This window comes from Undibacterium sp. TC9W (assembly GCF_049339865.1).
Taxonomy (GTDB): domain Bacteria; phylum Pseudomonadota; class Gammaproteobacteria; order Burkholderiales; family Burkholderiaceae_D; genus Undibacterium.
Map to the genome: position 1 here is coordinate 91,384 of NZ_JBMPPJ010000017.1, position 23,913 is coordinate 115,296.

The window sequence follows — 23,913 nt, forward strand, 5'->3', positions numbered from 1 at the left end:
GCGTAAGCCCTGATTGTGATCTGCTGCCTCGTGGGCCGCATATCTATCCTCAGTGTCACGCCATGGCTCAATTTTTGTAAGGATGAGCTCAGGCGGTAGCGCAATATAGTGTTAGCTGAACTGCATGTCAATTTTTGTGCACTGCGCTGATGACATCAGCCTGAACTTGAGCAAACCTGAGGTGTCCAACCGCAGTAAAATACTGGCAACAATATTTCTATAAATACATGCGGAGAACATTTCATGGAACTTAATCAGGTGGCAGAAGCCTATGTCAAACTCGTCCTGGCAGTTGGTCAGCATGATCCCGGCTATGTCGATGCCTATTACGGCCCTGCAGAATGGCAGGCAGCATCGCAAAAACTGCCCCTGGCAGACTTGTTGCAGCAGGCAGAAGAACTGACAGCACAGGCGCAAGCCCTGCCAGCAGCAGTGGCCGGCCAAGAGCTGCGCCAGGATTTTTTACGCTTGCATGTCGCCGCCGTGCGCACCTACATTGCTCATCTGGCAGGTCATAAACTATCTTTCGATGATGAATCGCAAGCCTTGTACGATGCCCGGTCACCTGAACTGAGCCCGGCAGATTTCGACCCCATCCTGGCTGAACTGAGTGAGCTACTGCCGGGTGAAGGTGATTTGAATACCCGCCTCAGCACTTATGCAAAGCAGTTTGAAATCCCGCAAGACAAGCTTGATGTCGTGTTCAAGGCTGCCATCAACGAATCCCGCGCCCGCACCAGGAAACATATCAGCCTGCCGGAAGAAGAAAATTTCGAGATTGAATATGTCAAGGACCAGGTCTGGAGTGCCTACAACTGGTACAAGGGCAATAGCTACAGCCTGATACAGGTCAATACCGACTTCCCCATGTTTATCAGCCGCGCGATAGACCTGGCCAGCCATGAGGGCTACCCCGGCCATCATGTCTTTAATCTGCTGATAGAAAAGCACCTGGTCAATGACAACGCCTGGGTGGAGTACAGCGTCTATCCCCTGTATTCACCGATGTCTTTCCTGGCCGAGGGCAGTGCCAACTACGGCATAGAAGTCGCCTTCCCACATGCAGAGCGCATGGCCTTTGAAAAAGAAGTCCTGTTCCCGCTGGCGGGCATAGACCCGGCCAAAGTTGAACATTACTACCAGGTGCAGGCCGTCCTGCAAAAGCTGACTTACGCTGGCAATATGGTCGCCAAGTTGTATCTTGATGGTGATATAGAAACCGAAGCCGCCGTCGCCATGCTGATGAAATATGCCTTGTCTGACGAAGCCAGATCGCGGCAACGCCTGCGCTTCATGGAAAAGCACAGGTCTTACGTCATCAACTACAACCTTGGCCAGGATATGACCAAGGCCTATGTAGAAAAACTTGCCAAACCTGGCGATGAACAAAGCCGCTGGCAAGTCTTTGCCGAGCTCTTGTCCCAACCCCGGACCGCGTCGATGATGAAGGTCTAAGTCTCTGACAGGACAGTTATCTTGCTGATCTGACGGGCCTTATCGACATCCGGACTGCGGTAAGCTTTTTCCGGTATCGTAGCCAGGGTCGATGTATGTACCTGCTGATTATCGAGACCATAAAACTTCTGAAAACTCATGATCAGCGGCTGCCATTTGTCCGGGTCTATCCGGTCAGGATTGCCATCCAGCAGTAGAGACGCATCCACATGCAGGCGTTGTATGCGCAACTCGAAAGTCAGTATGCCACCCTTGAGCATGGTTTCGTCTTCCGCAATACCATGCATGGCGGCGACTGTACATTCCTGCTGCACCAGGCATTCCTGTACCCGCGCCGCGCTCACAGTTTCTGATGCTTGCGGCGTCAAGTCTGCCAGCTCAAATTTATTTCTCTCCAGCCGGTAGCCACGCGCTGCCTTCCAGGGCGACATCGCATCCGAACCTGTGGTCAGCGCCAGTTTGTTGACGGCAGTTACTTCATTGACTGAGGCCAGATTGAGTACGCACTGACCATTTCTTTTCAGGTTGCTGGCGGTTTGTGCGCTGGAGCCCACGCCGATGACGGCACGCCAGCCCAGCCAGAAAATGGATGAGATAGGGGCCAGGTTAAAACTGCCATCTTCATTGACTGTACTGACCAGGATGACGGGGGTGCCGAAATAGAGTATGGCTGATTCGCTGCTGATATGCATGCTGTCCTCGCTTGAATGTTATAAGACCTTCGGTTTGATGGAGGAAGTATGCGGGGTGTTGTTGGTTTGGGCTGGCTGGAAACGGACGAGGGATTTTGGTAGACGTGATTTGAAGATTTACAGATTTGAAAATATTTACCAAGCTGACTATTCTTCAATAAACTGCAATACCAAAGACGTCATTCCAGCGCGTTTTTTGGCTGGAATCCAGTGTCGTTTGTAGCATGCCGTGTCGTTTATTACATGCCATGCTTTGACTAAAGCGATTGCCCTTCGTGGACACAAGCCGGGTCTAGGCCCGGCAGCCGAAATACTTTCTTTGCGTCGCCAAAGAACGTATTCAAAGAAAGGCGACCCAGGCGTCGATTCCACTGCGCCGCTTGCAAGCGATTGCCGTTACGCTGGCGGACAGCATGCTGTCCGAAACCCCTGCTACACCTCAAACAGCGGTCCTTCTTAATCCATTTTCTGTACTGCACAAACGGCGGCTACACATGGGAACTGCTGAAAGTCAAAAGCAACGTCAAAATCAAACGCAACAGCAACAGCAACAGCAACAGCAACAGCAACAGCAGGGCTACCAATATTCACATTACGATTGAACATCCTCTTCTCAAACCGCCATTTTCTGATACATCCCGGTAATCTTATCCATCACTTCAAGTATGCGTTCGCTTATGGTGGCGACATTAGCGGCGGAATGTCTCTGCAGTTTTCCATCGCCGGACTGGCGCAAGGCTGCTTCGAAGAAAGTCCATTGTGACTGGGCCAGCAGTAATTCATCTTTGAGCCTGGTATTGCTGCCACTTGATACTTGCAGGGTTTGCATGGCGGTAGAGAATTCCTTGCGGGTACTCTCTATGCTGCTGGCAGCATTGCCGGGTGCGATATTCCAGTTGGTGGCCTGGTAGAGTTTGGCCAGGCGTTGCGACAGCATGCGTTGCCGGCCTGCCAGGTTGACCAGTTTGCCTGCGCTGCTGCCAGCATGTTTTTCCAGTTGCGTGGTAACTTCATCGGCCATGTGCAGCAGGGTTTCGCTATGCTTGAGTACCAGCCTGGCGTCGCCCTGATTAGGTGCTTTTCCTACCAGTGCCTGTTTGTATTCCTGCCAGGTTTTTTCCATGCTGGATAAATTGCTGCGTATATCCGCCGTGGGCGCAAAGGCATGCAGCTCTACCAACTGGCGGTCAAAGCTGGACATGGACTGGTCCAGTATTTTCTTTGATGCTTCTGTTTCCACATCCAGGCCAATTTGCAGGTAAGCCTTGGCCAGTCTTTGCGTCAGCATGCGCTGACGGCCAGCCTTGTTGATGGCGTCGTTGACGCCAGCGACCTGGGCCAGGGTAGGGAAAGTCAAAGTCAGGCTGGCAGCTGTTACGAGGCTGCCGGTGATGAATGTTCTGCGTTGCATGCCAACTCCATATACATAGTGAATACGATGGAGTGCAGACTAGGCGCTACAAAATTGAAAGGCTATTCCTCAATGGAACTAGTTCCGCCGGTTTCTGACGCAGGCTTTGATATAGCGCAAGCATGTGGAAAAGCTGGCTACTGTCCATGAGCATCCAGCTGCGTCAAAGCCCGTAAGGGTATCGGTGCAGACATGATAATGGACGTGCGTGTTTCGCCATAATGATTGATATTGCCCACAAAGCTTTCCAGGTGACGCAAGTCTTTGGTCGCAACACGAAGCAAGAATGAATCCTGCCCCGTTACGTGCAGACATTCAAGTACTTCAGGTAAAGATTTGAGAAGCGTAATGAGGCTGGCTTTTTGTGGCTGCGGCACGGTGATACCAATCACGGCCTGCACTTGCAGGCCCAGGGCTTCTGCATTCAACTCTGCGCGGTAGGCTTTGATGATACCCGCTTCTTCAAGGCGCTTGACTCTCTCAGAGGTGGCGGGCAGTGACAGACCGGTTTCATCGGCGAGTGCCTTCAGGGAGATGCGGGCATCGCGTTGCAGGGCAGCCAGGATTTTCCAGGCTTTGGCGTCGATATCCATGATATTTAAGTCCAGATGAGGATACGCAAGAATTATGAAGGCAATGTAGCAGTTTTACCTGAAATTTTCCATGTTATTCCCGAACTCAAATCTTCATACTGGAGCCATCTCGTATTTGATTTGGGGGAGTATTCATGGAATGGAGTCTGTTTTTAAAGGCAATGCTGATAGGCCTGTCGATTGCCGCACCGGTTGGCCCCATAGGCCTGCTGTGCATACAGCGTACGCTGGCATATGGCATGCGCACCGGTTTTGTCAGTGGCATGGGCGCAGCCTTTGCTGATGCGGTGTATGGTGCGATAGGTGCATTCGGTATGGTCGCTATCACCGATTATTTTGTGTCGCTGAGTACGCCATTGGCAATAGCCGGGGCCGCCTTCCTGGCATGGATGGGTGGCAAATTGCTATTGAGCAAAGCGCAACTTGTGGACCAGGATGTCGCAAACAAGCAGACTGTGATCAGCACATTTTTATCCATCTTCATGCTGACTATCACCAACCCCATGACCATCGTGTCTTTCATTGCCGTGTTTGCCAGCATCGCGGGCCCGGTTGCCGTGCATCCTTCTGCCGCAGCTCTCATGGTCGCAGGCGTATTTTCAGGATCAGCCTTGTGGTGGTTGATCTTGAGCGGTGGAGTGGCATTGATACGCAAGAAAATCAGCGCCACAATAATGACGCTGATTAACCGCGCTGGTGGGTGTTTATTGCTGGGGTTCGCGGCATGGCAAATACTGAGTTTGCGTGCCTGAGCGAGATCCCCGGCGCTGAACGACAATGTCGCTAAGCCTTCATGCTTGTATGAGCAAGGGTATCGCAGAAAGTGATCACTGGTGAATTTTCCAGTAAAGCTTCCATGCCTTGCAATGCTGCCATAACAGGTTCAGATTGCAGATGTACATCGCAGGCAGCCTGGTCGCGGTACAACTCATACACCATGAAATTATCCGGTTGATCCTGTTGCTGATGTACTGCATAAAAAATATTGCCCGCTTCATCTTGTGTTGATGCGACCAATCTTTTCAGTATGGTTTTAACTTCGCCTCTTGCGGCAGTTTTCGCTTGCAGTTGAGCCAATAATAACAACATGTTTTACTCCGTGATGTTCAGGAGCAGTCAGTTTATTTTAAAGGCTCAGACTGGCATTGTAAAAATGCGTCTTCGTGCGTGCCAGCTTCAGGTATGGCTCGGGGCTGCTACCAGTGAGCTTTTTAAAGTCATGGATGAAATGCGCCTGGTCATAATAACCGTGATCCAGTGCAGTGACCGCAGCATTACTTGCTTCGCTTAACATCAGGCTGCGAACGGCATGCTGGAAGCGGCTCATGCATTTCACCGTGTTGGCAGTCTGCCCGCTGACAGCCAGGAAGCGGCGTTCAAACTGGCGCCTCCCGATGTGAAAATGATCGGCCAACCCTTGTATGCTGATGTCTGCATATCGTCGATAGAGCAGAGGCATGGCTTGTTCTATCAATGCATCTGGTGCTGCCAGGCGTAGTTGCCCGAGCAGGAAGGCATTGATCAATTTCAGTTTTTCTTGCAGCGTATCCGCAGATGACAATTGACTGCATAAGCCTCTTGCCGCCTGACCCCAGATGTCTTCTGCTGTCACGGTCTGGTCAGCCAGCTCACTCATGGGGATGTCGGTAAAGCGCGGTAACATACCTATCTTGAAACGCACTGCGATAAAGCCAATATCTGCCGCAGCAACAAGAGCAAGCTTCTGCTGGCGCACGCACAGCAAATGACTGGGAGCCAGCTTTTCCAGCTTACCTGAGCCGCTATTATGAAACTGAAATGGCGAACCATAATGAAAATACAGCTCCGCCCCTGTGCCAGGTAATAATTCTGGCAAGGCGATGAATTCATCCGCCTCACTCTCCCAGCCCCACAGGCGATCTATGTATGGTTGTAGTTGTGGATTTGGTGGGAATTGGAATTTCTTCATATTGGCTCTACGAATCAATTATCATCAGCGAGCTTTGCTTGTCTATTTATTTCGACATCAAAAATGAAGCCTATTTCTCTGCCTGAATGACCCATGGCATCAAGTTTTTCTTTGCTGAGCCAGGACAAAATTGCGTTAAATTGCAAGGGCGTGGGATTTCCATAAATAACACGTCTGGACCAATGTGCCAGGAAAGAACGTAGGCTTTGTTGAATAGCTGACTGCACCTCCTGGTCTGCCAGTTCGGTTAATGACACAATATGTAAACCATGCCACGGCGTGGTATGCGTGGCATATTCAATTATCTGCCTAAAAAAATCCAGTTCAGTTTTCCTGTTTTTTGTAATTTGTTCCAAGGCAGAAAATTGCAGTAAATCTCCCGTAGTTATGCAAATTTTCATGCATTCCTTGACCACGATTATCGATGGATCATAAATGCAATCGTGCACATATTCAGGCAGTTTTTCTGGATTTATTTTACAAAGTGTGAGCAAGGCAGATTTGCGTATACCCGGATGTTCATCACGTAAAAGACCTAAACAAACATCCAGCATTGCACCGGATTTTTGCAGGCGTATACCTTCCAGAGCGAACAATTTCTTGCGTATGGACATGGTATTGGCCAGCATGTGCCGATATTCGGCAGTCAGTTTCTTTGTTTGTGCACCAGCCCAGCCGCGCGCGAGATTACGTATGGTATAGCTGTTATCCCATAGCGCCAGAACAAACAATTCATCTTCGGGGTGTAGTTGACGCTGCTTCAGTGCTAATAAGATGGCACGTCTTAATTGCATGACCTTAATCTTTGTCCAGCGCGCATACAATTCTAGAACCTCGGAATCACTCAGATTCATTACATCTGCACTTACAAATTGCCCCAACAGGGTATCCATGCTGTCTATTGCCCGTACGATCTTTTCCATCGGGCCCCAGCGAAATACATTCAGTGCCAGTTGCCAGCACAGAGCGCGAATTTTGTGATCCCGTGAACTGATTCCCTCCAGAATGATCGCATGACATTGTGGCGCTGCCAATCTTACCAATACCTGCTTCATCACTTGTTGCGCATTGCTTCGGCTTTGCTTTTGTAGTGCATAGATATCCGGCAAGGCTGCAATTATGTCTTCTGCGGGCAAAATGTTTATCCAGTCGCGTACGGTAGCTTCTGCCAGGTCACGTACCTCCGTAGCATAGTCGTTTAGCCTGGCAATAATGATCCTGAAGGCAGAAAATCGTTCATGTACGATCAGTACACGCAAGCAGAATTCACGCAAATAACCATTTCTGTGATGCAGATGACGTTCTGCAGTCATCACAGAAAGGCTTGATATCTTTTCATCGTTAACAGATACACCGGTGCGCCAGTCTAGGAAAATTTCATAAAATTCCGGATTTTCCAAAGAGTAATAATCGGTGCCAGCAGCGATGCTTGACCGAAGTGCGGGCGTCAATACTACAGAACTCTTTGGCATGAAAAACTGGCTGAGGCGATTTGATATAGTCATGCGAATACGCAAATTACTTGAAAGATAGCTGGATTAACTCAATGTCGATTTCCCTGGGCTTCAACGCAAACCATTCACCATCGCATCCTTGGGATAGCTGATCGTATAGTCAGCCCTGAGCTTCAATTTCTTGCCTGCTTCCAGCGGCAATTGCCAGGCGATGATGCCGGGTTGTTTGTTCCAGCTGTTTTGTGTGGCGTCAGGCGTAAACTTCGTTTCTACCTTGATGTCTTCATGGCGCGCCACCGGCGAGGCTTCTAATACCTGCAATGTGACCGCGGTTTTGTGATTGTTTTCTATGACATAGGAGTTGGTATATTTCTTTTCTATACGGCTGCTGATGAAACCCTTGTTCGCATCATCACGCAGCTCTGGTTCTACTTCTACCCTGACCATATTATCGCGGCCAAAGAAGAGCTCCAGTTTTTCCTGGCTGCCAAAAGCCAGTTGGCTTTGGCCGATAAAATCATTGTCACGGTATAACTGCAGATTGCCACTCGGCCATGAACCAGCAGGGCGGGCGGCATTGGCCAGCAGGTAAGCCTGGGCTTCCTGTTTGGGTTGCACGCGCACCAATACCTGTGCATCAATGATCTGGCTGCCCAGTACAAAACCGGTTTTCTGGCCGTCACTATTCAGGCTGATTTTTCCTGGCACCTGGAATTCTGCCGCATATTCACTCTGGAATACGCTGACATCAAAGCTGGGCATCTCGGTTCCTCTATAATCACCTGGAGCGGCAACAGCCATGGCAACAGGAGCAGGAGCGGGTGGTGCCATCATGGGGCGCGCATACAAGGCTTCTTTAGGCAAGGGCGGGGTGATGCTCAAGGTCCATGGCGAAGGTGGATACAACTGGCTGGACTGATCAGGCTGTGAAGTCGATAGCTTCAGGTTGATACCATTCCAGTCTTCACCACTATTCTGGGCAACCTGGGCATGGCGCTCCAGCCTCACCTGTGATTTGACGGTGTCCAGATAGGCACGATATACCGGTGTCCAGCCCGCCTGACTCAGACGATAAGACAGCTTCACTTCACCTTCGTTTTGCGCCGCCAGGCGTATTTGCACACTGCGCACTTGTGGGTTGGCCTGGAATTGCCTGCGCTGTTCTGCCAGCAAGGGCGTCAGTTGCAGGTCCAGTTCATTCAGGCGTTTTTGCGCAGACAGACGGCGTTGCAAGGCATCTTGCCCGGTGCGGCGTAATTGTTCTGCGGTAGTGACCAGCGCTGTATTGCCGTTCTGCTTTTCATTGCCAAAGCTTTTCAGATAGCCAATTACCAGTTCTTGCGCTTCACTCTCCGCACTGATGCTGGCTTTCTGTTCCTGCAACTCACGTATGCGCAAATCCAGAGTGGTATTGGCACATTCCGGCGCACGCGCCCTGTCCACCGTTTGCACACTGACGTCACCTACCTGTATGCCAGCATCAGCCTGCACTTTCAGGGAATCGACATCAAAGCGGGCGGACAGACAATTGAGTTTGAGTTCCCTGGCACCCGCCGCTACCCTGGCCAGCCTTTCTACATTGGCGCCACCGGGATAGACCAGCACATTGCTGATTTTTGAATTTGCAGGATTTTGTGCCAGTGCAAGTTGTGGCAGCAAGGCGGCGAGCATGATCAATTTCTTTTGCATGGATAATCCTGTCATTGGGAGTTGCACAGATTGCAGATTTTGTAAGTATCGCACTAAACTTGCAACAAGCGCATGACAAAATCAGCAGATTGTAGAGTGACCAGTTTCCGCGTAGAGTAGCGCCACGATGAAAGCCCCATGTTTGTCAAGAAAGCTTACCCATGAACAAACCCTATTCCGCTGCCTGTGAAAGAAACAGTGGCCCCATACTGCAAGCTATCACTCCCTTGCTGACCCGTAGTCACAGCCTGCTGGAAATCGGCAGTGGCACAGGCCAGCATGCTGTGACGTTCGCGCGGCAATTAGCGCACCTGCAATGGCAAACCAGTGACAGGGCGGAATATCATCCCGGCATACTGGCCTGGCTGGACGAGGCAGCGCTGCCAAATGTGCTGCCACCGCTGGAACTGAATATAGGAAAAAGCCCCTGGCCGCAAAAACAGTTTGATGTTGTCTTTACCGCTAATACCTGCCACATCATGGCATGGGAAGAAGTGCAATTGATGTTTGCCGGTGTTGCCAACATGCTCAACAATGGCGGACTTTTTTTGATCTACGGCCCCTTCAATTATGCAGGCCAGTTCACTAGCGAAAGCAACCAGCAGTTTGATGCCTCACTCAGGCAACAGGCTGCGCACATGGGCATACGCGATATTGAAAAGATCATTAAACTGGCGAATCAGCATGGCATGCAACTGCAGCAAGACATCGCCATGCCGGCCAATAATCGTTTGCTGGTGTTGGTGAAGTAGCTGCGGGCTTGAAAAAATATCGGCAGTAGGGTGCGCCATGCGCACCATCTGAAAATCAAATTTTGCCGAATGGTGCGCACGGCGCACCCTACTGCGTGGCAATGATTATTCAGCCGTATTTAAATGCGCGGTGATCACAGCATGCGCAATCAAATCCAGCGCTGGCCTGGCTTTACCCTGTTTGTCTGTCCACACCTTAGGTGTCAGCGCTCCCGACAATGACAGGCTGTCACCATCGCCCAGGCCCAGCAAGGTATTACGCGTTGCATCGTTAAAGGCGATGACATTGCAGATGATGAAGTCACCGTCATCTGTTGCGGCACGTACCTTGCAGGTGACATAGACAGAACCATTTTGTCCTGAGCGTTCTTCAACCTGGCCGTAAATGCGTCCGGCTATTAATGCGTCTATCATTAAGCTTTCATTTTATAGTTTGTGCGACCACAGGAATTAACTTGAGCGAATCAATATAATTCCTAGATTCGTTAGATTTGCTTACTTTTGAAATCGGGCAAATAGCTCACTGAAGTTTTCTGGTTTCACTTCGTGATTATTGCTGCCATGACGAACATGATAGCCACTTTCGTAAACTGAAGGTTTTTCATCAGATTCAATTTTTAAGATAACCACATCTTTATCGAAATATCTTACCGTAGTAATATTTCTCGCCAAATTATCCTTGTCCCTTTCACTTATTGGCTGCTCCCTAATAAGCTGCACAATTCTTGTAAAGTATTTGTCGATATCTCCATAGTATTTTATTGCTTCAGCGCCAACGCCTGTAATGTAAAAAGACGAATACGAAATGTAGCCTGCTCCGTATATTGATTGATGCCGATCTGCCGTAGCCTTATTGTCAGCTACACCAAGTAAGCAGTAGCCTGTTGAGCCTGGAAACGTATTCGCCATAGCCGTCAACGTCCTGATAATTTTGGAGAACGTATCTTTATCCAATGCAGTAGGATTTTCTTCTATCTTGTGAAGCCCAACTTTGAAGTCATATAGAGCTTGTTCGGTTGAGGACTGCATTAAAATGTTTTCAAATCTTGTTATCCATTGATTTCTCGCTGGATCGTTATTATTGGACTTAATGAAGCAACCTCTAATAACTCCGTAAAGAGCATCAGATTGAGTTTGTTTTTCCTTTGCCGACCAGTTACCACCACCTGCTGCTAACGATATCGTCCTATCTCCGGCCTTATCCAACAAATCAATAAGTTTCTTTGTATCAGAGATTTCCATGCCTTCATTTATTAATAGCTTGTAAAAAGCGTAGAAAACAATTTGAAAGTATCTGGAAATTTTTGCTTGCTGATTCTCGAAAAGTAATGCGTTGAAGGTTTTTCCAGTTGATTCCACTAATTTGATAATTTCATCGAATACAGTTTGAATATTTGAAATTACTATCTCTTCGTTAACTTTTTGTATCTGTAGCTCAATACTATTAAAAAGCGATGACTCATCTTCACCTTCGGTATTGAAGTTATATAGCTGATTTAATACATCAGAGCTAGATCTCAATCCTTTATCTGAGGAAACCCAAGCAACAATATCTGCAATTACTTCTTCATCTTGAGACTGCCTTAGTGCTTCTTTCGTTATGATGTTATTTTTAACCCAAAATATGTTTTCAACTGAAATCCCATACTTTAAGTTTCGATTTGTAATGCTGATATTTTTCATTGCATTTAAATCTAAAACGTCCGATGCACTCGAGTCACCACGAATATTGCTGGCTAATTTTCTGACTATCGATGCAAACTTGCTTACTGCACCTGCCTGTCTCAGTTCCTGTTTTGACAAATGTCTACCACCTGAATTTAGCCTACGGAAAACTTCATCAATGTGGCTATCACCAGACTCTTGATAGACTGAAAGTGGAATTTGATACCTAACTATTTCAGCACATATTTTGCGATCAAGAGCTTCGCCTTTTTGAGTTATTACTCCGCTATCTTTTAAGAATTTTGTATCAGCCATTGTATCTAAGTTAAAGTACTTATCCCCTAGATCAAACTCTTGATCAATGAATGACATGATTGCATTCATCCTTTGCATGCCGTCGATAATTTCAAGTTTTCGCCCTTTTTCTGTCTTAACCTCCGCCAGTAGTATCAGGGGAACTGGGTAACCTTTGACTATGGAATCTATAAATGAGCGTTTTTCTTCAATGGTCCAAACGAGTTTGCGCTGGTACCGGCGGTTTACAAGAAATATCTCCTTCAAATAGGAACCATATAGACTTTGTATACTTTCGCCCTTTATTGATAATTCGGTTGTTTCACTCATTTAATTTCCCCTAAATGCTATTCAGCTAAATTTTTCCGGTCATGTCATTGTTATGTCAAGGGCGTGAAGATGCCTAAAAGGTAACATATCAGTGAAATGTAGATTAAGCAATACCTGTGATGGAATACAAGCATATTACAGTTGTTAAACTCTTCCTCTTCTATCTCGGCATAGGACACACATTGTATTTAGTGCTATTTGGTTAAGTTGATTGCAATCGTCGTAGAAATTAGGTAGTTCACCACTTTAAGTCACATGTACCAGGCTGCTTCCGCCCGATACTCTTTGTACTTGTATCCTTGTCGATATTCTCTCCGTCATCTCCTGCACATGCGAGATCACACCGACCTTGCGGCCCTGGGCTTGCAGACTGTCGAGGGCATCCATGGCGATGCGCAGGGTATCTGCATCGAGGCTGCCGAAGCCTTCGTCGATGAACAGGGATTCAACCTTGATGCGGTTGCTCGACAGCGATGCCAGGCCCAGCGCCAGGGCCAGCGATACCAGGAAAGATTCGCCGCCGGACAGCGAATGTACAGAGCGCTGTTCATCGCCCATGTCCTGGTCTATGACCATCAAGGCCAGCGAGTCTGCCACGCGTTGCAGGCGGTAGCGGCGTGAGAGCTGGTGCAGGTGCTGGTTGGCATAGGCGAGCAAGACGTCTAGCGTGATTTGCTGGGCATAGTTACGGAATTTCTTGCCGTCTGCTGCACCTATCAATTCATTCATCTGTGCCCAAAGGCGGGTCTGGCTTTCTTGCTCCTGCATGGTGGCGATCAGGCTCTTGGCTTGCTGGTGGCGTGCTTCATCCTGTGCCATCGTGAGTTGATGGCGGCTGTATTCTTGCTGTGCCTGTTGGCGTTTCTCACTGATATTGCTGAACACGGATTGCAGATGTTCGCTCTCGCCTATATCAATTGGCGCAGTCTCACTTTCTTGTTCAGTCTCATCATGCATGGGTTCTGCCTCAGTAAAACTGAGTGGAGCGGGACGTTGAAGCAAGTGCTGTTGCCTTTGCTGGCTCCGTTCACGCAATATGGTTGTGGCTTGCTGGACTGCATTATTGATGGCCTGCATGGCCTGGCGTTCTGCATCAATCCACTCATGTGGATGTGCCAGCAATTCACGCAAGTGTGCCTCGTCCAGGTTTTCTACAGTGGTTTGCTGCTGAGTTATCCACTCCTGCAGTTTTTCAGTTGCGATTTGCAGTTCCTGGTTTTGCTGGGCGATGCGTTTATTGATTTGTTCTTGCGCTTCATGCAGGCGTGCCAGTTGCTGGCGTATCTCATCATGGGCTTGCAGTTGGGTTTGCAGTACTGCTTTTGCCTGATTGATGCTCAGTGTGAATTGCGTTTCTACCTCGCTGACGGCGCGTCCCTGGAATAATTCCTGTCGTTTGGCCTGCTGCTGTTTTAATGCAGTATCTGCATCCAGGTAGCGTTTGTTGTCGCTGGAAAGCTTTTCTTCCAATTGCTGGGATTGTGTTTGCAGTTTGTCGATTTCTAGTTGCAGCTTTGCCAGTTGTTCAGTACTCTGGCTGGATGCAAGTTGATGGCTCTGCCATTGCTGTACATGGATTGCACACTGGTTCTGGAATTCCAGTGGCGATGCATGCCAGTTGTCTTGCCAACTGTTGCCTTCATCTGATTGGGCGGCAAATGCTGCCGCCAATTGTGCCAGGGCATCGTCCAGTCTTTGACTGGCATCCTGTTCTTTTTCTGTTGCTTGCGCCAATGCGACCGTGAATTTCTCAAGGGCATGGGTCAGTGCTGTGTGGCTGTCTCTATGTTCTTGCAAGGTGCAGCGTACTTTTTCTGTAGTGGCAAATGCCTCATCCCTGATCTTTGTTGCTTGCTGATAGGCTTGCTCGGTTTTAAGCAATTGTTGCAGTTGTTCTTGCAAGCCAGTTTGTTGCTGGCTTAACCAGGTACTGGCTTGTTCATTCTCGATTTTCGCATTCTGCAATTCAGTGGCGATGCTTTGCGCTTGCCAGGTGCTTGCTACGATTTTTTCCTGTTGCTGCAATACCGTCAGTTCTTGCTGTAATTGCTTTTGCTGTTGTTGATATTGCCTGTACTCAGCCGTTGCGGTTGCCAGTAACTGGCGCTGGTCTTGCTCAACTTGCTGGCAATGTTTGAGTTCATTCTCCAGTTGCACCAGCAAGGCATGCAATTGCTGGTTGCCGGTTTTGTAGGGATGCTCAGTCGCTCCGCAGACTGGGCAGGCTTGCTCGTCTTGCAGTGCATCACGCAGGCTTTCTACATTGGCGTTGCAGGCGGCCTGGGTCAGTTGCAGGCTTTTTTGTGCCTGTTCTTTTGCAGCAATCAGGCTGGGTAATTGAGCATTGATCTGTGCAATGGTTTTATCCGTAGCCAGCATGCTTGAATGACTGGCTTGCTGCAGGTTATCCAAAACCTGTTTGCGTTGTGCCTGTTCATGCATTTGCTTGTGCAAGTCAACAGCATTACTTAACAGTTCGCGCCTTTGATCAAGTGCCAGTCTTTGTGCCTGCATGCCGGGCAAGTCGAACTGTGCCAGTTTTGCTGCCGCTTGTTCGCGTAAATTTTCAGTGGTTATCCAGCTTTGTTCGCTCGCCTGTAGTTGTAGTGCACGTTCTGCCAGCAGTTGTTCTTGCTTGTCTTTTTGTTTTTGTAGATCAAGTATGTTTTGTTGCTGGTAGCTGGCATCTTTTTTAGCAGTTGCAGCCTGCTTCAATAATAATTCCCATGCTGTCCAGTTATCGGCCAGGCTTTGCAAGCCCGCGTGTTGGGTCAGCCATATTTGCAGGTCTTGCTGCTTTTTTTGCAGTTGTGCCAGGTCAGTCTGTTTGCCCTTGTGTTGTTGCCTTGCAGTTGCCAGTGCCTGTTCTGCCTGCACTTTTGTTTGTTGTGCAGCCAGCCAGTTGCTGCGCAAAATATTAAGGCTGCTGTCGAGTGCCTTGGCGGCATCCAGCATAGGCGTTGCTTCTTGCAGCGCATGTTCGGCTTTCTGCAATGCTTGCTGTGCTTGCGTCAGGGCCAGATGTTTTTCTTGTGCGCTGAGTGTGCTTGTCTGTATGTTGTTGTGCGCTGTGGCAATGTCTGCCTGTCCCTGGTTGATTGTCTGTTGCAGGCGGTCGAGTTCTGTCAGCAGTGGGCGCGCAGTTTGTATGCTTTCTACTTGTTGTAGATAAGCGGCTCTTGTTGCAGCGGCTGTTTTTTCCTGTTCGTGAATTTGCAATTTCTGCTGGGCCTGCTGTTCTCCCAGTAGCAACCTGCTGTCATCGGTATGCCAGCGCACATGTGTTTGCAGCTCTGCGAGTTGGGCGTCCAGTTGTTCCAACTGGGTTTTGCTGAGGCTCAGGTCTGTATCCAGTTGCGTACGTTCTTCTGCGCTTAGTGGCTTGTTGTCTGCCAGGCGTACGTGAAAGCGTTCCAGCGCTTCGCGTTCCAGCTTGGAGCGGGCAAAGGCGCGTTGTGAAATTTTGCCATAAATATCGCTGCCGGTCAGGGTTTCCAGCAGTTCGCCACGGTCATTGTCATCGGCTTTTAAGAAGCTGGAAAACTCATTCTGTGCCAGCAAAACGGCGCGGGTGAATTGTTCAAATTTAAGGCCAAGGCGTTTGATGATTTCTTCCTTGACCTCGGTTTTCTTGCCGCCTATGGGCTGCAGTTGCGGTAACTGGTGCAGCGACATGGTAGTGGGCTGCAAGATGCCGGTGGCTTTATTGCGTGAACGGCGCACGCTCCAGCGTGAGCGATAGGCATTGCCGTCGGTGCCGACGAAATCCACTTCGGCATAGCCTTCGCCAGTACCGCGCCTGAGCAGATTGCCGGTGTCTTGCTGGGTTACTGCATCTGCACCATCGGGTAACTTTGTCGTGCCTGCCTTGATCAGTCTTGGCGTGTTTTCATACAGGGCCATGCACAAGGCATCCAGCAAGGTGCTTTTGCCTGCACCGGTGGGGCCACTGATGGCGAACAGGCCGGCAGACTGCAAAGGCTCTTGTGTGAAATCGACGGCAAATTCACCAGCGAGAGAAGCCAGGTTTTTACCGCGTATGGCGAGTATCTTCATTGCGTGTCCTCACCATGCAAGAGTTCGCCAAAAGCCTGCAGCATGTCGCCCGGAGCATCTTGCAGGTATTTACCGTGATACAGGCGGCGGAAAATATCTTCTGGTTGCAAGCGGTCAAGCGTATCCTGCGTTGCCTGTTCGTCGCTATTGTCATCCTGCGCTTTGCCTGGGTAGTGCGTATCTATCTTCAGCAGGCGCAAGGGCTTGCCCTCGATATAGCTTTCTATGCGGGCACGCAGGCCGGGCTCTGGTGCTTCCAGCTTGACCCGGACTTCCAGATAGGGATCATAGTGCCTGCCTTTGCTCGCATCAGTGATGCTGGCGAGATCAAGGCCATCGAGTGCATCCAGCACAGTGGGGAGAGCTGCAGCCTGTTTGGGGATGCGCAAGAGTTGAACCGTCCGTGGTACGTGCAGCGGTGTCACCTGCGTGAGTTTGTCGCCCTCAATATCCACACACAAAACCTGATGCTGGTAATCGACTTCAGAAAATGACAGGGGCAGGGGGCTGCCGCAATAGCGCAGGTGTTCTTGCTTGCCGACTCTTTGTGCCAGGTGCAAATGGCCCAGTGCTGCATAAGTAATTTCATTGCCAAACATGCTGGCGGACAAAGCCTCGGTACCGCCGATGACGATGCGGCGTTCAGAGTCTTCTGATATTTCGCCACCTACCATATGGCAATGCCCCATGGCGATGACGGCCTGACCAGGCTGGCGCAGGCTGAGTGCATGTGCCGTCACATCCTTGTATAACTGGGCGATGCCCGTCATGTAAGGATCACTGGCATTTTCTACCCTTGGTACGTCGCCAGGACGCAAGAAGGGTACCGCCAGGCACCAGGCGACAATTTCATCATTCTGCCGTAATGGCAAGACCATGGCTGTTATATCTATGCTGCCATCTGTCAGACGAGGCACCATGCCTATGACGCTGATGTCCATGCCATCCAAGAGCGGGCCAGGTGCTTCCAGCCTGCCGGGTGAGTCATGGTTGCCAGCGATGATAACAATATCCAGTTTGGGCAGGCGTGCCTTGGCTTGCTGCAAGAAGCGGTAAAACTGTTTTTGTGAACTTGCAGACGGATTGGCGTTGTCGAACACATCACCGGCGATCAGCAATGCGTCTGCCTGTTGCTGTTCCAGCGCAATGATGAGCCAGTCCAGAAAGTGCTGGTGTTCCAGGCCGCGTTCGGCGCTGTGCAGGGTTTGGCCCAGGTGCCAGTCTGAGGTGTGGATGAAGCGCAAGAGTTTTCCTTAGCCTATGCAAATACAGGTGGGCATGGTATGCCAACGCAGGCAAGTGTAACTGTTTTTTTTAAGCTGATGTAGGATGCAGGCTCAGGCTTTTGTCCGACGTGATTTGCGCATCTTCAGGATGGTGCTGCCCAGTGTCTTGCGCCAGGCCTGGTTTTTCACGCACTGGTATTCAACATATTCCGTGACAGCTGGGCCCCAGCGGGTTTTTGATACATCTTCGCCTACCGATAAATTGACGCGCTTGAAGTTCTGTGTAAATGACCATTGTATGATTTCTGCCAGCAAAGTCGTCATGACGCTGTAGCGGGCAAACTTCAGGTCATAGCCTGAATAGTAGAGATACAGTTCTTCGCCCATGGTAAATGCCAGTCGCACGGCAACCACGCGGCCATCAAGTTCCAGACTGAACAGGCGCATGCGCTGGCCAAAATCATTGTTCAGCAGGGCGTCCATGAAGGCGCGGTGTTTGGGGGCAGCAAAATAGTCTGGGTGTTCCACCGTATTGGCGGCACCTGCGCGGGCCGCGTGCAGGGTATAAAATTCTTGTAGCCTGGACTTGATTTCTTCGCGGCCTTGCCAGACTTGCAGCTTCAGGCTCAGGTTGTCACGCGCCAGTGAGTTATAGCAGTGACGCAGTGATTCCTTGATATTGCGTTTGAGCCCGGATTTAAAACTTGCCCAGTTCTCGTTCAGATGCAGGATGTAGTTGGGGATATCCCGCGCTTCCAGGGGGTGCACTGCCGCATTGCTGGCCAAAAATCGCGCCGCATGTTGTCTGGTGTGGATAACCTGGAACTCTGTCAGGCCAAAGGTTTCATGGCGTGACAGGTCTTCCCATTGCTGCAAGATGGTTTCGGTGTAAACGGGTAAGGCCAGTGGTATACGTATTTCTGTCAGGTTGGGATCTGAGCCAAAGGGGCGCACATAACGATAAATGAACAGACTGTGCAGGCCGACATGGGTATTTGTCAGCGGCATTACCGCAACCAGTTGCCCTTGTTCATGCAGGGTGCAGATCGCCAGTTCATCTTTGTGGTACCAGGATGAATCCGAAAAAACCTGCCACCAGGCGTGGTTCCAGTCATAGGTCTGGAATGGCAACAAGTGCGGCACTTGTGTTTCCAGCAGCCGCCATGAAGCCGCCAGGGCTTCAAATTCTGCATCTGTGTTGACAACAAGTTTTGTGAGGTTCGACATCTATGGATAAATCTTGTGCTTCGTAAGCTGGCTATAAAATGATTTCAAGGGATTGTTAAAAACTTTGTCGCGATAAGCTCAGGTGGGGGGTTATGCCATGTAATGCCAGTAATTGCAAGCTTGCGGCCATGTTTGGCGCGATTTTGGAACATGAATGCCATAGGATCATGGTGTTTTATGTAAGTAGAACTTATATTGATGCCCGCTTGTCTTAGTAAAAGATTTAGCTGCAACGATCCAGCATCGACCAATATCACTCTCATCAAACATCAGGTTAATGATCCATGTCAAAAATTCGTCAAGCGCTTAGAAGTTTGTTACCCAGTCTGTTGCCAGTATTTGCCATTGGCCTCGCACATTTGCCTGTGCAGGCAGCTGAATCCGCAGCTCTGACTGCTCAGGCCATGATCGACGTCAATAAACTCGCCAGCGAAGAAATGGCAGGCCGTGCGACAGACAGCAAGGGCAGCGCGTTGGCACGTGACTACATTATCAGTCGCCTGCAGCAATTGGGGCTGACACCATGCAAGGACGATTTTGTGCATGAGTTTGAATTTCAGACCCGCCAGGGTGCCAGCCGAAAGGGTAAAAATATCATTACCTGCAGCCCCGGCAGTATGAACGGACATGCAAGCGCACCTGTGCTGGCGATTACAGCGCATTATGATCATCTTGGCGAGAAAGGCGGCAAGATTTACCACGGTGCTGATGATAATGCCTCTGGCGTGGCTGCGGTGCTGGCGATTGCTGCTGCCATGAAAGAAAATCCGTCTCAGCATGACCTCATGTACATCCTGTTTGATGCAGAAGAGATGGGGCTCAGTGGTTCACGTGCTTTTGCGGCCAAGCCTGTCATGGATATGGCGCGCATAGGCATGAACATGAACTTCGATATGATAGCCCGTGGTGACAAGGGCGAGCTGTATGCCAGCGGGGCCTACCATACACCTGCACTCAAGAATTTGCTGGCCAGCCTCGACGGTACGCAAGGCGTGAAGCTCAAATTTGGCCATGACAGGCCAGAGCAGGGGCAGGATGACTGGACAAAACAGTCAGATCACCTGCCTTTCTTCCTGGCAGGAGTGCCGCATATCTATTTTGGTGTCGAAGACCATGCCGACTACCACCAGCCTACCGATACGGCAGACAAGATCAATCCACAGTTCTATCTTGGTGTGGTGGATTTGCTGACCAAAGCCAGTTACCTGTTGGACCAGGCCATGTTGACCACAGATTTCAGGAACAAGAGCAAAGACTTGCAGGCTGCGGGTGTGGCGGGGGCAAATAAAGGCGGGAAGTAAGCAGGCAAGGAAGGCGAGGACTACATTCCAGCCTGCAGGTATGCAGGCTGGAATGAATGCAACTACTGAATACTAAAACTACTTGGTGCTGAATAAATACCTGATCCCTGCTTAGTCACGCAGGCTCATGACGATGCGCAATACATACCAGAACATCAGGGCAACAGAAGCAAACAGCTCCAGCGCAGCGCCGACATAGCGGTCTTCAGGGTAGTGGTGAATGACGTTGGAAGCGTCATACAGGATCGCTGCACCGGCAAAGGCGACCATGCCTACGCAAAAGAACAGGCCAAGCTGGAAACCAAAGATCATGCCGCAGGCGATCAGGATCAGGGCAACCAGGCCACCCCATTTCAAGACGCTGCCAAGGAAAGAAAAGTCTTTGCGCGACACATAGGCAATACCGACCAGGCCTACAGTTGCCAGTATGGTGACCAGGCCAGCATTGGCAATGGCACCAGGCGCAACCTTGTTAGCGATGGACAGGATGGGGATAAAGATAATCGCCTCAGCCACGATGTAGGCGCCCAGCGCTGCATATTGCAGGGGCAGGCTTTCTACCGTGTGAGCTGCACGTGATGCCAGCCAGCCTATCAGCATGAAGGCGCCAAGGATCAGGAACCAAGGCAGGTGGCGCATGGCTTGTGCCATGACATCGGCGATGCCGGATTTGAATAAAATGACTTCAAGCGCAGTGAACGCCAGAATTGCGCCGCCGAGATGATTAAAGGTCTTGCTGATAAAACGCTCACGCGCTGGTCCGTAACCTTGCTGGGTGCTTGCCAGTTCCATGGATGTTCCTATCGTAAATGTGATGAGTATTGCCTGAGTGAAATTTTACTGAGCAAGCTGGATTAACAACTTGTTCAAAAAAACTGCAAAGTTTGCAAGTTTCAGCTGATTTTATCTGAATACACAGAAATGAAGAAATTCATGTTTCAAAGTGTTTCAAGTTGTTGCTTATGTAATAAGTATTTGGTTTCCGGTATTGTTCCCGATATTGTTACTTATAGAGAGTGAAATTTTCGGCTTGTTCGAGGCGGATGTTATTTACAGGTACATTCTGATACATAAGCCAAATTCGCGTGTTTTTTAAGCAAATAAGCGCAATACATCGCAGAAAATTACCTGTTCCAGCATCAAACTTCGTGTAACTTACGTCTATAATGCCCGCAGCAAAAAAAAGCGGGTTTTTTATTGACATCATTGCACGTTTCCCCATGAATACACTCATCTGGTTTGTCATCCTGTACTGGGTAATCTCTGTAGGCATCGGCCTTTATGCTGCCCGTTATGTCAAGAACTCCAAGGACTATGCAGTCGCTGGCCGTTCCCTGCCCATGTATGTGGTCACCGCCACCGTATTTGCCACCTGGTTTGGCTCGGAAACGGTGCTGGGCATTTCATCGACCTTCGTCAAGGAGGGCTTGCGAGGTGTGGTGGCTGATCCTTTTGGTTCTTCGCTGTGCCTGATCTTTGTTGGTTTGTTCTTCGCGCGGCCTTTGTACCGCATGAATTTGCTGACCATAGGCGATTACTACCGTAATAAATTTGGCCGCACCGCCGAAGTGCTGGTAACCCTGTGTATCGTCGTCTCTTATCTCGGTTGGGTGGCTGCCCAGATCAAGGCCCTGGGCCTGGTGTTCAGTGTGGTATCTGGTGGTTATATTACCAACGAGTGGGGTATGATCATCGGTGCAGGCAGCGTGCTGATCTATACATTGATGGGCGGCATGTGGTCGGTGGCGATCACTGACTTTTTGCAAATGATCATCATCGTGATTGGCATGTTGTATATAGGCTGGGAAGTCTCAGGCATGGTTGGCGGTGCCAAAGTTGTTATCGAACATGCAGCAAATGCAGGCAAGCTGGAATTCTGGCCCCAGCCTACAGCGAAAGAGTCGCTCTGGTTCTTTGCCGCCTGGATCACCATGATGCTGGGCTCGATACCGCAGCAAGACGTATTCCAGCGTGTGGCTTCATCCAAGAATGAAAAAATTGCCGGCAACGCATCGGTACTCGGTGGTGTATTGTATTTCTGCTTCGCCTTCATCCCCATGTTTCTGGCGTATTCCGCAACCCTGATCGACCCCAAGATGGTCGAAAGCCTGATCGATAAAGACTCGCAACTGATTTTGCCTACCCTGATCATGACCAAGGTGCCCATGCTGGCCCAGGTAATGTTCTTTGGTGCCCTGCTGTCAGCGATCAAGAGCTGCGCCAGTGCTACCCTGCTGGCACCTTCAGTGACTTTTTCTGAAAATATCCTGAAACCATTTTTCCCCAAGCAAAGCGATAAGCAATTTTTGTTGATGATGCGTGCAGTGGTGCTGGTATTTACTGCCATTATTACTGTTTTTGCAATGAATACCGAGTCCAGCATCTACAAAATGGTGGAAAATGCTTACAAAGTAACCTTGGTTGCCGCCTTTGTGCCACTGGCTTTTGGCCTGTACTGGAAACGGGCAACTACCCAGGGCGGCCTGGCTTCCATCATTCTTGGTATTTCTACATGGGTAACGATGGAAATTGTCCAGGCTTACGGAACCTGGCCACAGAAATTAGTAGAAATTCTGAGCCCTGTCTTATCTCTGAATAACTACGATCTGACTTTGTGGCCGCCACAACTGGTAGGGGTATTGATGAGCATGACAGGCATGATTGCGGGGTCTTTGCTGCCGCAATTTGTCCAAAAGAAGTCGGCAGTTTGATCCTTTCCTGGACTCGGCATGATGCAATGCGCAAATTCTGATCAAAAACCTTTATAATTCAGGGTTTTATCAGTTTTTTAGGGCTACGCCATGCCGATTTATGCTTACCGCTGTGAAGAATGCGGGTTTGCCAAGGATGTATTGCAAAAGATGTCTGACGAGCCGCTCAGTGTCTGTCCGACCTGCGGCAAGTCTTCCTTCCGCAAGCAAGTGACTGCTGCCGGCTTCCAGCTCAAGGGCTCAGGCTGGTATGTGACTGACTTCCGCAATGGCTCTGGCGGTGGCGCGGCTGCACCAACAGCAGCGTCAACCGCTGAAGGCGGTGCAGCAACTTCGACAAGCCCTGCTCCGGCAGCGACGCCAGCGGCTGAGTCAAGTGCACCTGCCCCTGCCAGCGATGCTGGCAAGGCTGCCTGAATTGTCTTTTATCCCTTATTATTGCCGTTCCATTCACAAAGCAGACGATTACCATGCGTAAATACTTTATTACTGGCTTGCTGATTTTAGTACCTCTGGCGATCACGCTATGGGTACTGCACGCCATTATCAGTACCATGGACCAATCCCTGTTATTGTTGCCAGTGGAATGGCGTCCAGAAAAACTGGTCGGCTTCAAGGTGCTCGGTATAGGCACGATTTTGACTTTGCTCATCGTCTTTGTGACAGGTTTGCTGGCGCAAAACTTTATTGGCAATTATGTCATCAAAGCCTGGGAAGGCCTGTTACAGCGCATTCCTATCGTCAGCTCCATCTATTCGAGCGTGAAGCAGGTATCGGATACGCTGTTCTCATCATCCGGCAATGCCTTCCGCAAAGCCGTACTGATTGAATATCCGCGCCGTGATTGCTGGACCATAGGTTTTCTGACCGGTGTACCGGGTGGCGATGTGGTTAATCACCTCAAAGGCGATTTTGTCAGCGTATATGTGCCAACTACACCGAATCCGACCTCCGGCTTTTTCCTGATGTTACCCAGGGATGAAGCCATAGAGCTGGACATGAGTGTCGATGCCGCACTCAAGTATATTGTTTCCATGGGCGTGGTGGCTCCCGAGCATCTCCCCACCAAATAAATGATGTGGTTATCCACTGCATCAAATCATTTTTAA

At 49.7% G+C, this 23,913-nt stretch carries 21 protein-coding genes; 7 read left to right on the forward strand and 14 right to left on the reverse strand.

What is annotated here, in order from left to right; translation table 11 throughout:
- Positions 1-243 precede the first annotated feature (243 nt).
- Positions 244-1,455, forward strand: a complete 1,212-nt coding sequence (locus ACO0LN_RS21720) for a hypothetical protein (RefSeq protein WP_422977374.1) — start codon at positions 244-246, stop codon at positions 1,453-1,455.
- On the opposite strand, the gene ACO0LN_RS21725 is transcribed toward ACO0LN_RS21720, so the two are convergent.
- The 4 genes from ACO0LN_RS21725 to ACO0LN_RS21740 form a co-directional block, all read right to left on the reverse strand.
- The gene (locus tag ACO0LN_RS21725; RefSeq protein ID WP_422977375.1) at positions 1,452-2,147 is read right to left on the reverse strand and encodes a flavin reductase family protein; all 696 of its coding nucleotides are present in this window, start codon (positions 2,145-2,147) and stop codon (positions 1,452-1,454) included. The genes ACO0LN_RS21720 and ACO0LN_RS21725 overlap by 4 nt on opposite strands.
- A 456-nt stretch (positions 2,148-2,603) precedes the next feature.
- Entirely contained in the window at positions 2,604-2,753 is a 150-nt protein-coding gene (locus tag ACO0LN_RS21730) for a hypothetical protein (protein ID WP_422977377.1), read from the reverse strand.
- Positions 2,754-2,760: 7 nt separating this feature from the next.
- Complete coding sequence (locus ACO0LN_RS21735) at positions 2,761-3,558, reverse strand: type IV pili methyl-accepting chemotaxis transducer N-terminal domain-containing protein (RefSeq protein WP_422977379.1); 798 nt, start codon at positions 3,556-3,558, stop codon at positions 2,761-2,763.
- A gap of 137 nt (positions 3,559-3,695) precedes the next feature.
- Entirely contained in the window at positions 3,696-4,151 is a 456-nt protein-coding gene (locus ACO0LN_RS21740; RefSeq protein WP_162039780.1) for an Lrp/AsnC family transcriptional regulator, read from the reverse strand.
- A gap of 134 nt (positions 4,152-4,285) precedes the next feature.
- Between ACO0LN_RS21740 and ACO0LN_RS21745 the strand changes: the two genes are divergently transcribed.
- Positions 4,286-4,903, forward strand: a complete 618-nt coding sequence (locus ACO0LN_RS21745; protein WP_422977381.1) for a LysE family translocator — start codon at positions 4,286-4,288, stop codon at positions 4,901-4,903.
- A gap of 31 nt (positions 4,904-4,934) precedes the next feature.
- On the opposite strand, the gene ACO0LN_RS21750 is transcribed toward ACO0LN_RS21745, so the two are convergent.
- The 4 genes from ACO0LN_RS21750 to ACO0LN_RS21765 are packed head-to-tail and all read right to left on the reverse strand — an operon-like array spanning position 4,935 to position 9,242.
- On the reverse strand, positions 4,935-5,240 hold the full coding sequence (locus ACO0LN_RS21750; RefSeq protein WP_422977383.1) for a putative quinol monooxygenase: 306 nt from the start codon (positions 5,238-5,240) through the stop codon (positions 4,935-4,937).
- Positions 5,241-5,277: 37 nt separating this feature from the next.
- Complete coding sequence (locus tag ACO0LN_RS21755; RefSeq protein WP_422977385.1) at positions 5,278-6,099, reverse strand: helix-turn-helix domain-containing protein; 822 nt, start codon at positions 6,097-6,099, stop codon at positions 5,278-5,280.
- A gap of 14 nt (positions 6,100-6,113) precedes the next feature.
- Entirely contained in the window at positions 6,114-7,616 is a 1,503-nt protein-coding gene (locus tag ACO0LN_RS21760) for a hypothetical protein (RefSeq protein ID WP_422977387.1), read from the reverse strand.
- A gap of 48 nt (positions 7,617-7,664) precedes the next feature.
- Positions 7,665-9,242: a DUF4139 domain-containing protein gene (locus ACO0LN_RS21765; RefSeq protein ID WP_422977389.1), complete on the reverse strand. Its 1,578-nt coding sequence runs from the start codon at positions 9,240-9,242 to the stop codon at positions 7,665-7,667.
- A gap of 161 nt (positions 9,243-9,403) precedes the next feature.
- On the opposite strand from ACO0LN_RS21765, the gene ACO0LN_RS21770 reads away from it, so the two are divergent.
- Positions 9,404-9,994 carry a DUF938 domain-containing protein gene (locus tag ACO0LN_RS21770; RefSeq protein WP_422977391.1) on the forward strand — a complete coding sequence of 197 codons (591 nt, stop codon included), beginning with the start codon at positions 9,404-9,406 and terminating at the stop codon, positions 9,992-9,994.
- A 105-nt stretch (positions 9,995-10,099) separates the two neighbouring features.
- On the opposite strand, the gene ACO0LN_RS21775 is transcribed toward ACO0LN_RS21770, so the two are convergent.
- The 5 genes from ACO0LN_RS21775 to ACO0LN_RS21795 form a co-directional block, all read right to left on the reverse strand.
- Complete coding sequence (locus ACO0LN_RS21775) at positions 10,100-10,408, reverse strand: single-stranded DNA-binding protein (protein WP_162039786.1); 309 nt, start codon at positions 10,406-10,408, stop codon at positions 10,100-10,102.
- A gap of 81 nt (positions 10,409-10,489) precedes the next feature.
- On the reverse strand, positions 10,490-12,283 hold the full coding sequence (locus tag ACO0LN_RS21780) for a GmrSD restriction endonuclease domain-containing protein (RefSeq protein WP_422977393.1): 1,794 nt from the start codon (positions 12,281-12,283) through the stop codon (positions 10,490-10,492).
- Between the two features lie 246 nt (positions 12,284-12,529).
- The gene (locus ACO0LN_RS21785; protein ID WP_422977395.1) at positions 12,530-16,339 is read right to left on the reverse strand and encodes an AAA family ATPase; all 3,810 of its coding nucleotides are present in this window, start codon (positions 16,337-16,339) and stop codon (positions 12,530-12,532) included.
- Entirely contained in the window at positions 16,336-17,583 is a 1,248-nt protein-coding gene (locus ACO0LN_RS21790; RefSeq protein WP_422977397.1) for an exonuclease SbcCD subunit D C-terminal domain-containing protein, read from the reverse strand. The genes ACO0LN_RS21785 and ACO0LN_RS21790 overlap by 4 nt, the downstream gene beginning before the upstream one ends.
- A 93-nt stretch (positions 17,584-17,676) precedes the next feature.
- A complete protein-coding gene (locus ACO0LN_RS21795; RefSeq protein WP_422977399.1) occupies positions 17,677-18,792 on the reverse strand; it encodes a GNAT family N-acetyltransferase in 1,116 nt (371 codons plus the stop codon).
- 284 nt (positions 18,793-19,076) lie between these two features.
- On the opposite strand from ACO0LN_RS21795, the gene ACO0LN_RS21800 reads away from it, so the two are divergent.
- On the forward strand, positions 19,077-20,093 hold the full coding sequence (locus tag ACO0LN_RS21800) for a M20/M25/M40 family metallo-hydrolase (protein ID WP_422977401.1): 1,017 nt from the start codon (positions 19,077-19,079) through the stop codon (positions 20,091-20,093).
- Positions 20,094-20,204: 111 nt separating this feature from the next.
- Here the strand turns inward: ACO0LN_RS21800 and ACO0LN_RS21805 are convergent, their stop codons facing one another.
- A complete protein-coding gene (locus tag ACO0LN_RS21805; RefSeq protein ID WP_422977403.1) occupies positions 20,205-20,885 on the reverse strand; it encodes a Bax inhibitor-1/YccA family protein in 681 nt (226 codons plus the stop codon).
- 428 nt (positions 20,886-21,313) lie between these two features.
- Between ACO0LN_RS21805 and ACO0LN_RS21810 the strand changes: the two genes are divergently transcribed.
- The 3 genes from ACO0LN_RS21810 to ACO0LN_RS21820 all read left to right on the forward strand — a co-directional run bounded on the left by ACO0LN_RS21810 (position 21,314) and on the right by ACO0LN_RS21820 (position 23,877).
- Entirely contained in the window at positions 21,314-22,804 is a 1,491-nt protein-coding gene (locus tag ACO0LN_RS21810) for a sodium:solute symporter family protein (protein WP_422977405.1), read from the forward strand.
- Between the two features lie 90 nt (positions 22,805-22,894).
- Positions 22,895-23,221: an FmdB family zinc ribbon protein gene (locus ACO0LN_RS21815; protein WP_422977407.1), complete on the forward strand. Its 327-nt coding sequence runs from the start codon at positions 22,895-22,897 to the stop codon at positions 23,219-23,221.
- 53 nt (positions 23,222-23,274) lie between these two features.
- On the forward strand, positions 23,275-23,877 hold the full coding sequence (locus ACO0LN_RS21820) for a DUF502 domain-containing protein (protein WP_422977409.1): 603 nt from the start codon (positions 23,275-23,277) through the stop codon (positions 23,875-23,877).
- Positions 23,878-23,913 lie beyond the last annotated feature (36 nt).

Bases quoted from the DNA above. Each gene is read 5' to 3' on its own strand.
- ACO0LN_RS21770 (WP_422977391.1), top strand. From the start codon at position 9,404: ATGAACAAACCCTATTCCGCTGCCTGTGAAAGAAACAGTGGCCCCATA.
- ACO0LN_RS21720 (WP_422977374.1), top strand. From the start codon at position 244: ATGGAACTTAATCAGGTGGCAGAAGCCTATGTCAAACTCGTCCTGGCA.
- ACO0LN_RS21740 (WP_162039780.1), bottom strand. From the start codon at position 4,151: ATGGATATCGACGCCAAAGCCTGGAAAATCCTGGCTGCCCTGCAACGC.
- ACO0LN_RS21820 (WP_422977409.1), top strand. From the start codon at position 23,275: ATGCGTAAATACTTTATTACTGGCTTGCTGATTTTAGTACCTCTGGCG.
- ACO0LN_RS21775 (WP_162039786.1), bottom strand. From the start codon at position 10,408: ATGATAGACGCATTAATAGCCGGACGCATTTACGGCCAGGTTGAAGAA.
- ACO0LN_RS21765 (WP_422977389.1), bottom strand. From the start codon at position 9,242: ATGCAAAAGAAATTGATCATGCTCGCCGCCTTGCTGCCACAACTTGCA.
- ACO0LN_RS21735 (WP_422977379.1), bottom strand. From the start codon at position 3,558: ATGCAACGCAGAACATTCATCACCGGCAGCCTCGTAACAGCTGCCAGC.
- ACO0LN_RS21815 (WP_422977407.1), top strand. From the start codon at position 22,895: ATGCCGATTTATGCTTACCGCTGTGAAGAATGCGGGTTTGCCAAGGAT.
- ACO0LN_RS21780 (WP_422977393.1), bottom strand. From the start codon at position 12,283: ATGAGTGAAACAACCGAATTATCAATAAAGGGCGAAAGTATACAAAGT.
- ACO0LN_RS21800 (WP_422977401.1), top strand. From the start codon at position 19,077: ATGTCAAAAATTCGTCAAGCGCTTAGAAGTTTGTTACCCAGTCTGTTG.
- ACO0LN_RS21810 (WP_422977405.1), top strand. From the start codon at position 21,314: ATGAATACACTCATCTGGTTTGTCATCCTGTACTGGGTAATCTCTGTA.
- ACO0LN_RS21785 (WP_422977395.1), bottom strand. From the start codon at position 16,339: ATGAAGATACTCGCCATACGCGGTAAAAACCTGGCTTCTCTCGCTGGT.
- ACO0LN_RS21805 (WP_422977403.1), bottom strand. From the start codon at position 20,885: ATGGAACTGGCAAGCACCCAGCAAGGTTACGGACCAGCGCGTGAGCGT.
- ACO0LN_RS21730 (WP_422977377.1), bottom strand. From the start codon at position 2,753: ATGTTCAATCGTAATGTGAATATTGGTAGCCCTGCTGTTGCTGTTGCT.
- ACO0LN_RS21750 (WP_422977383.1), bottom strand. From the start codon at position 5,240: ATGTTGTTATTATTGGCTCAACTGCAAGCGAAAACTGCCGCAAGAGGC.
- ACO0LN_RS21745 (WP_422977381.1), top strand. From the start codon at position 4,286: ATGGAATGGAGTCTGTTTTTAAAGGCAATGCTGATAGGCCTGTCGATT.
- ACO0LN_RS21795 (WP_422977399.1), bottom strand. From the start codon at position 18,792: ATGTCGAACCTCACAAAACTTGTTGTCAACACAGATGCAGAATTTGAA.
- ACO0LN_RS21725 (WP_422977375.1), bottom strand. From the start codon at position 2,147: ATGCATATCAGCAGCGAATCAGCCATACTCTATTTCGGCACCCCCGTC.
- ACO0LN_RS21755 (WP_422977385.1), bottom strand. From the start codon at position 6,099: ATGAAGAAATTCCAATTCCCACCAAATCCACAACTACAACCATACATA.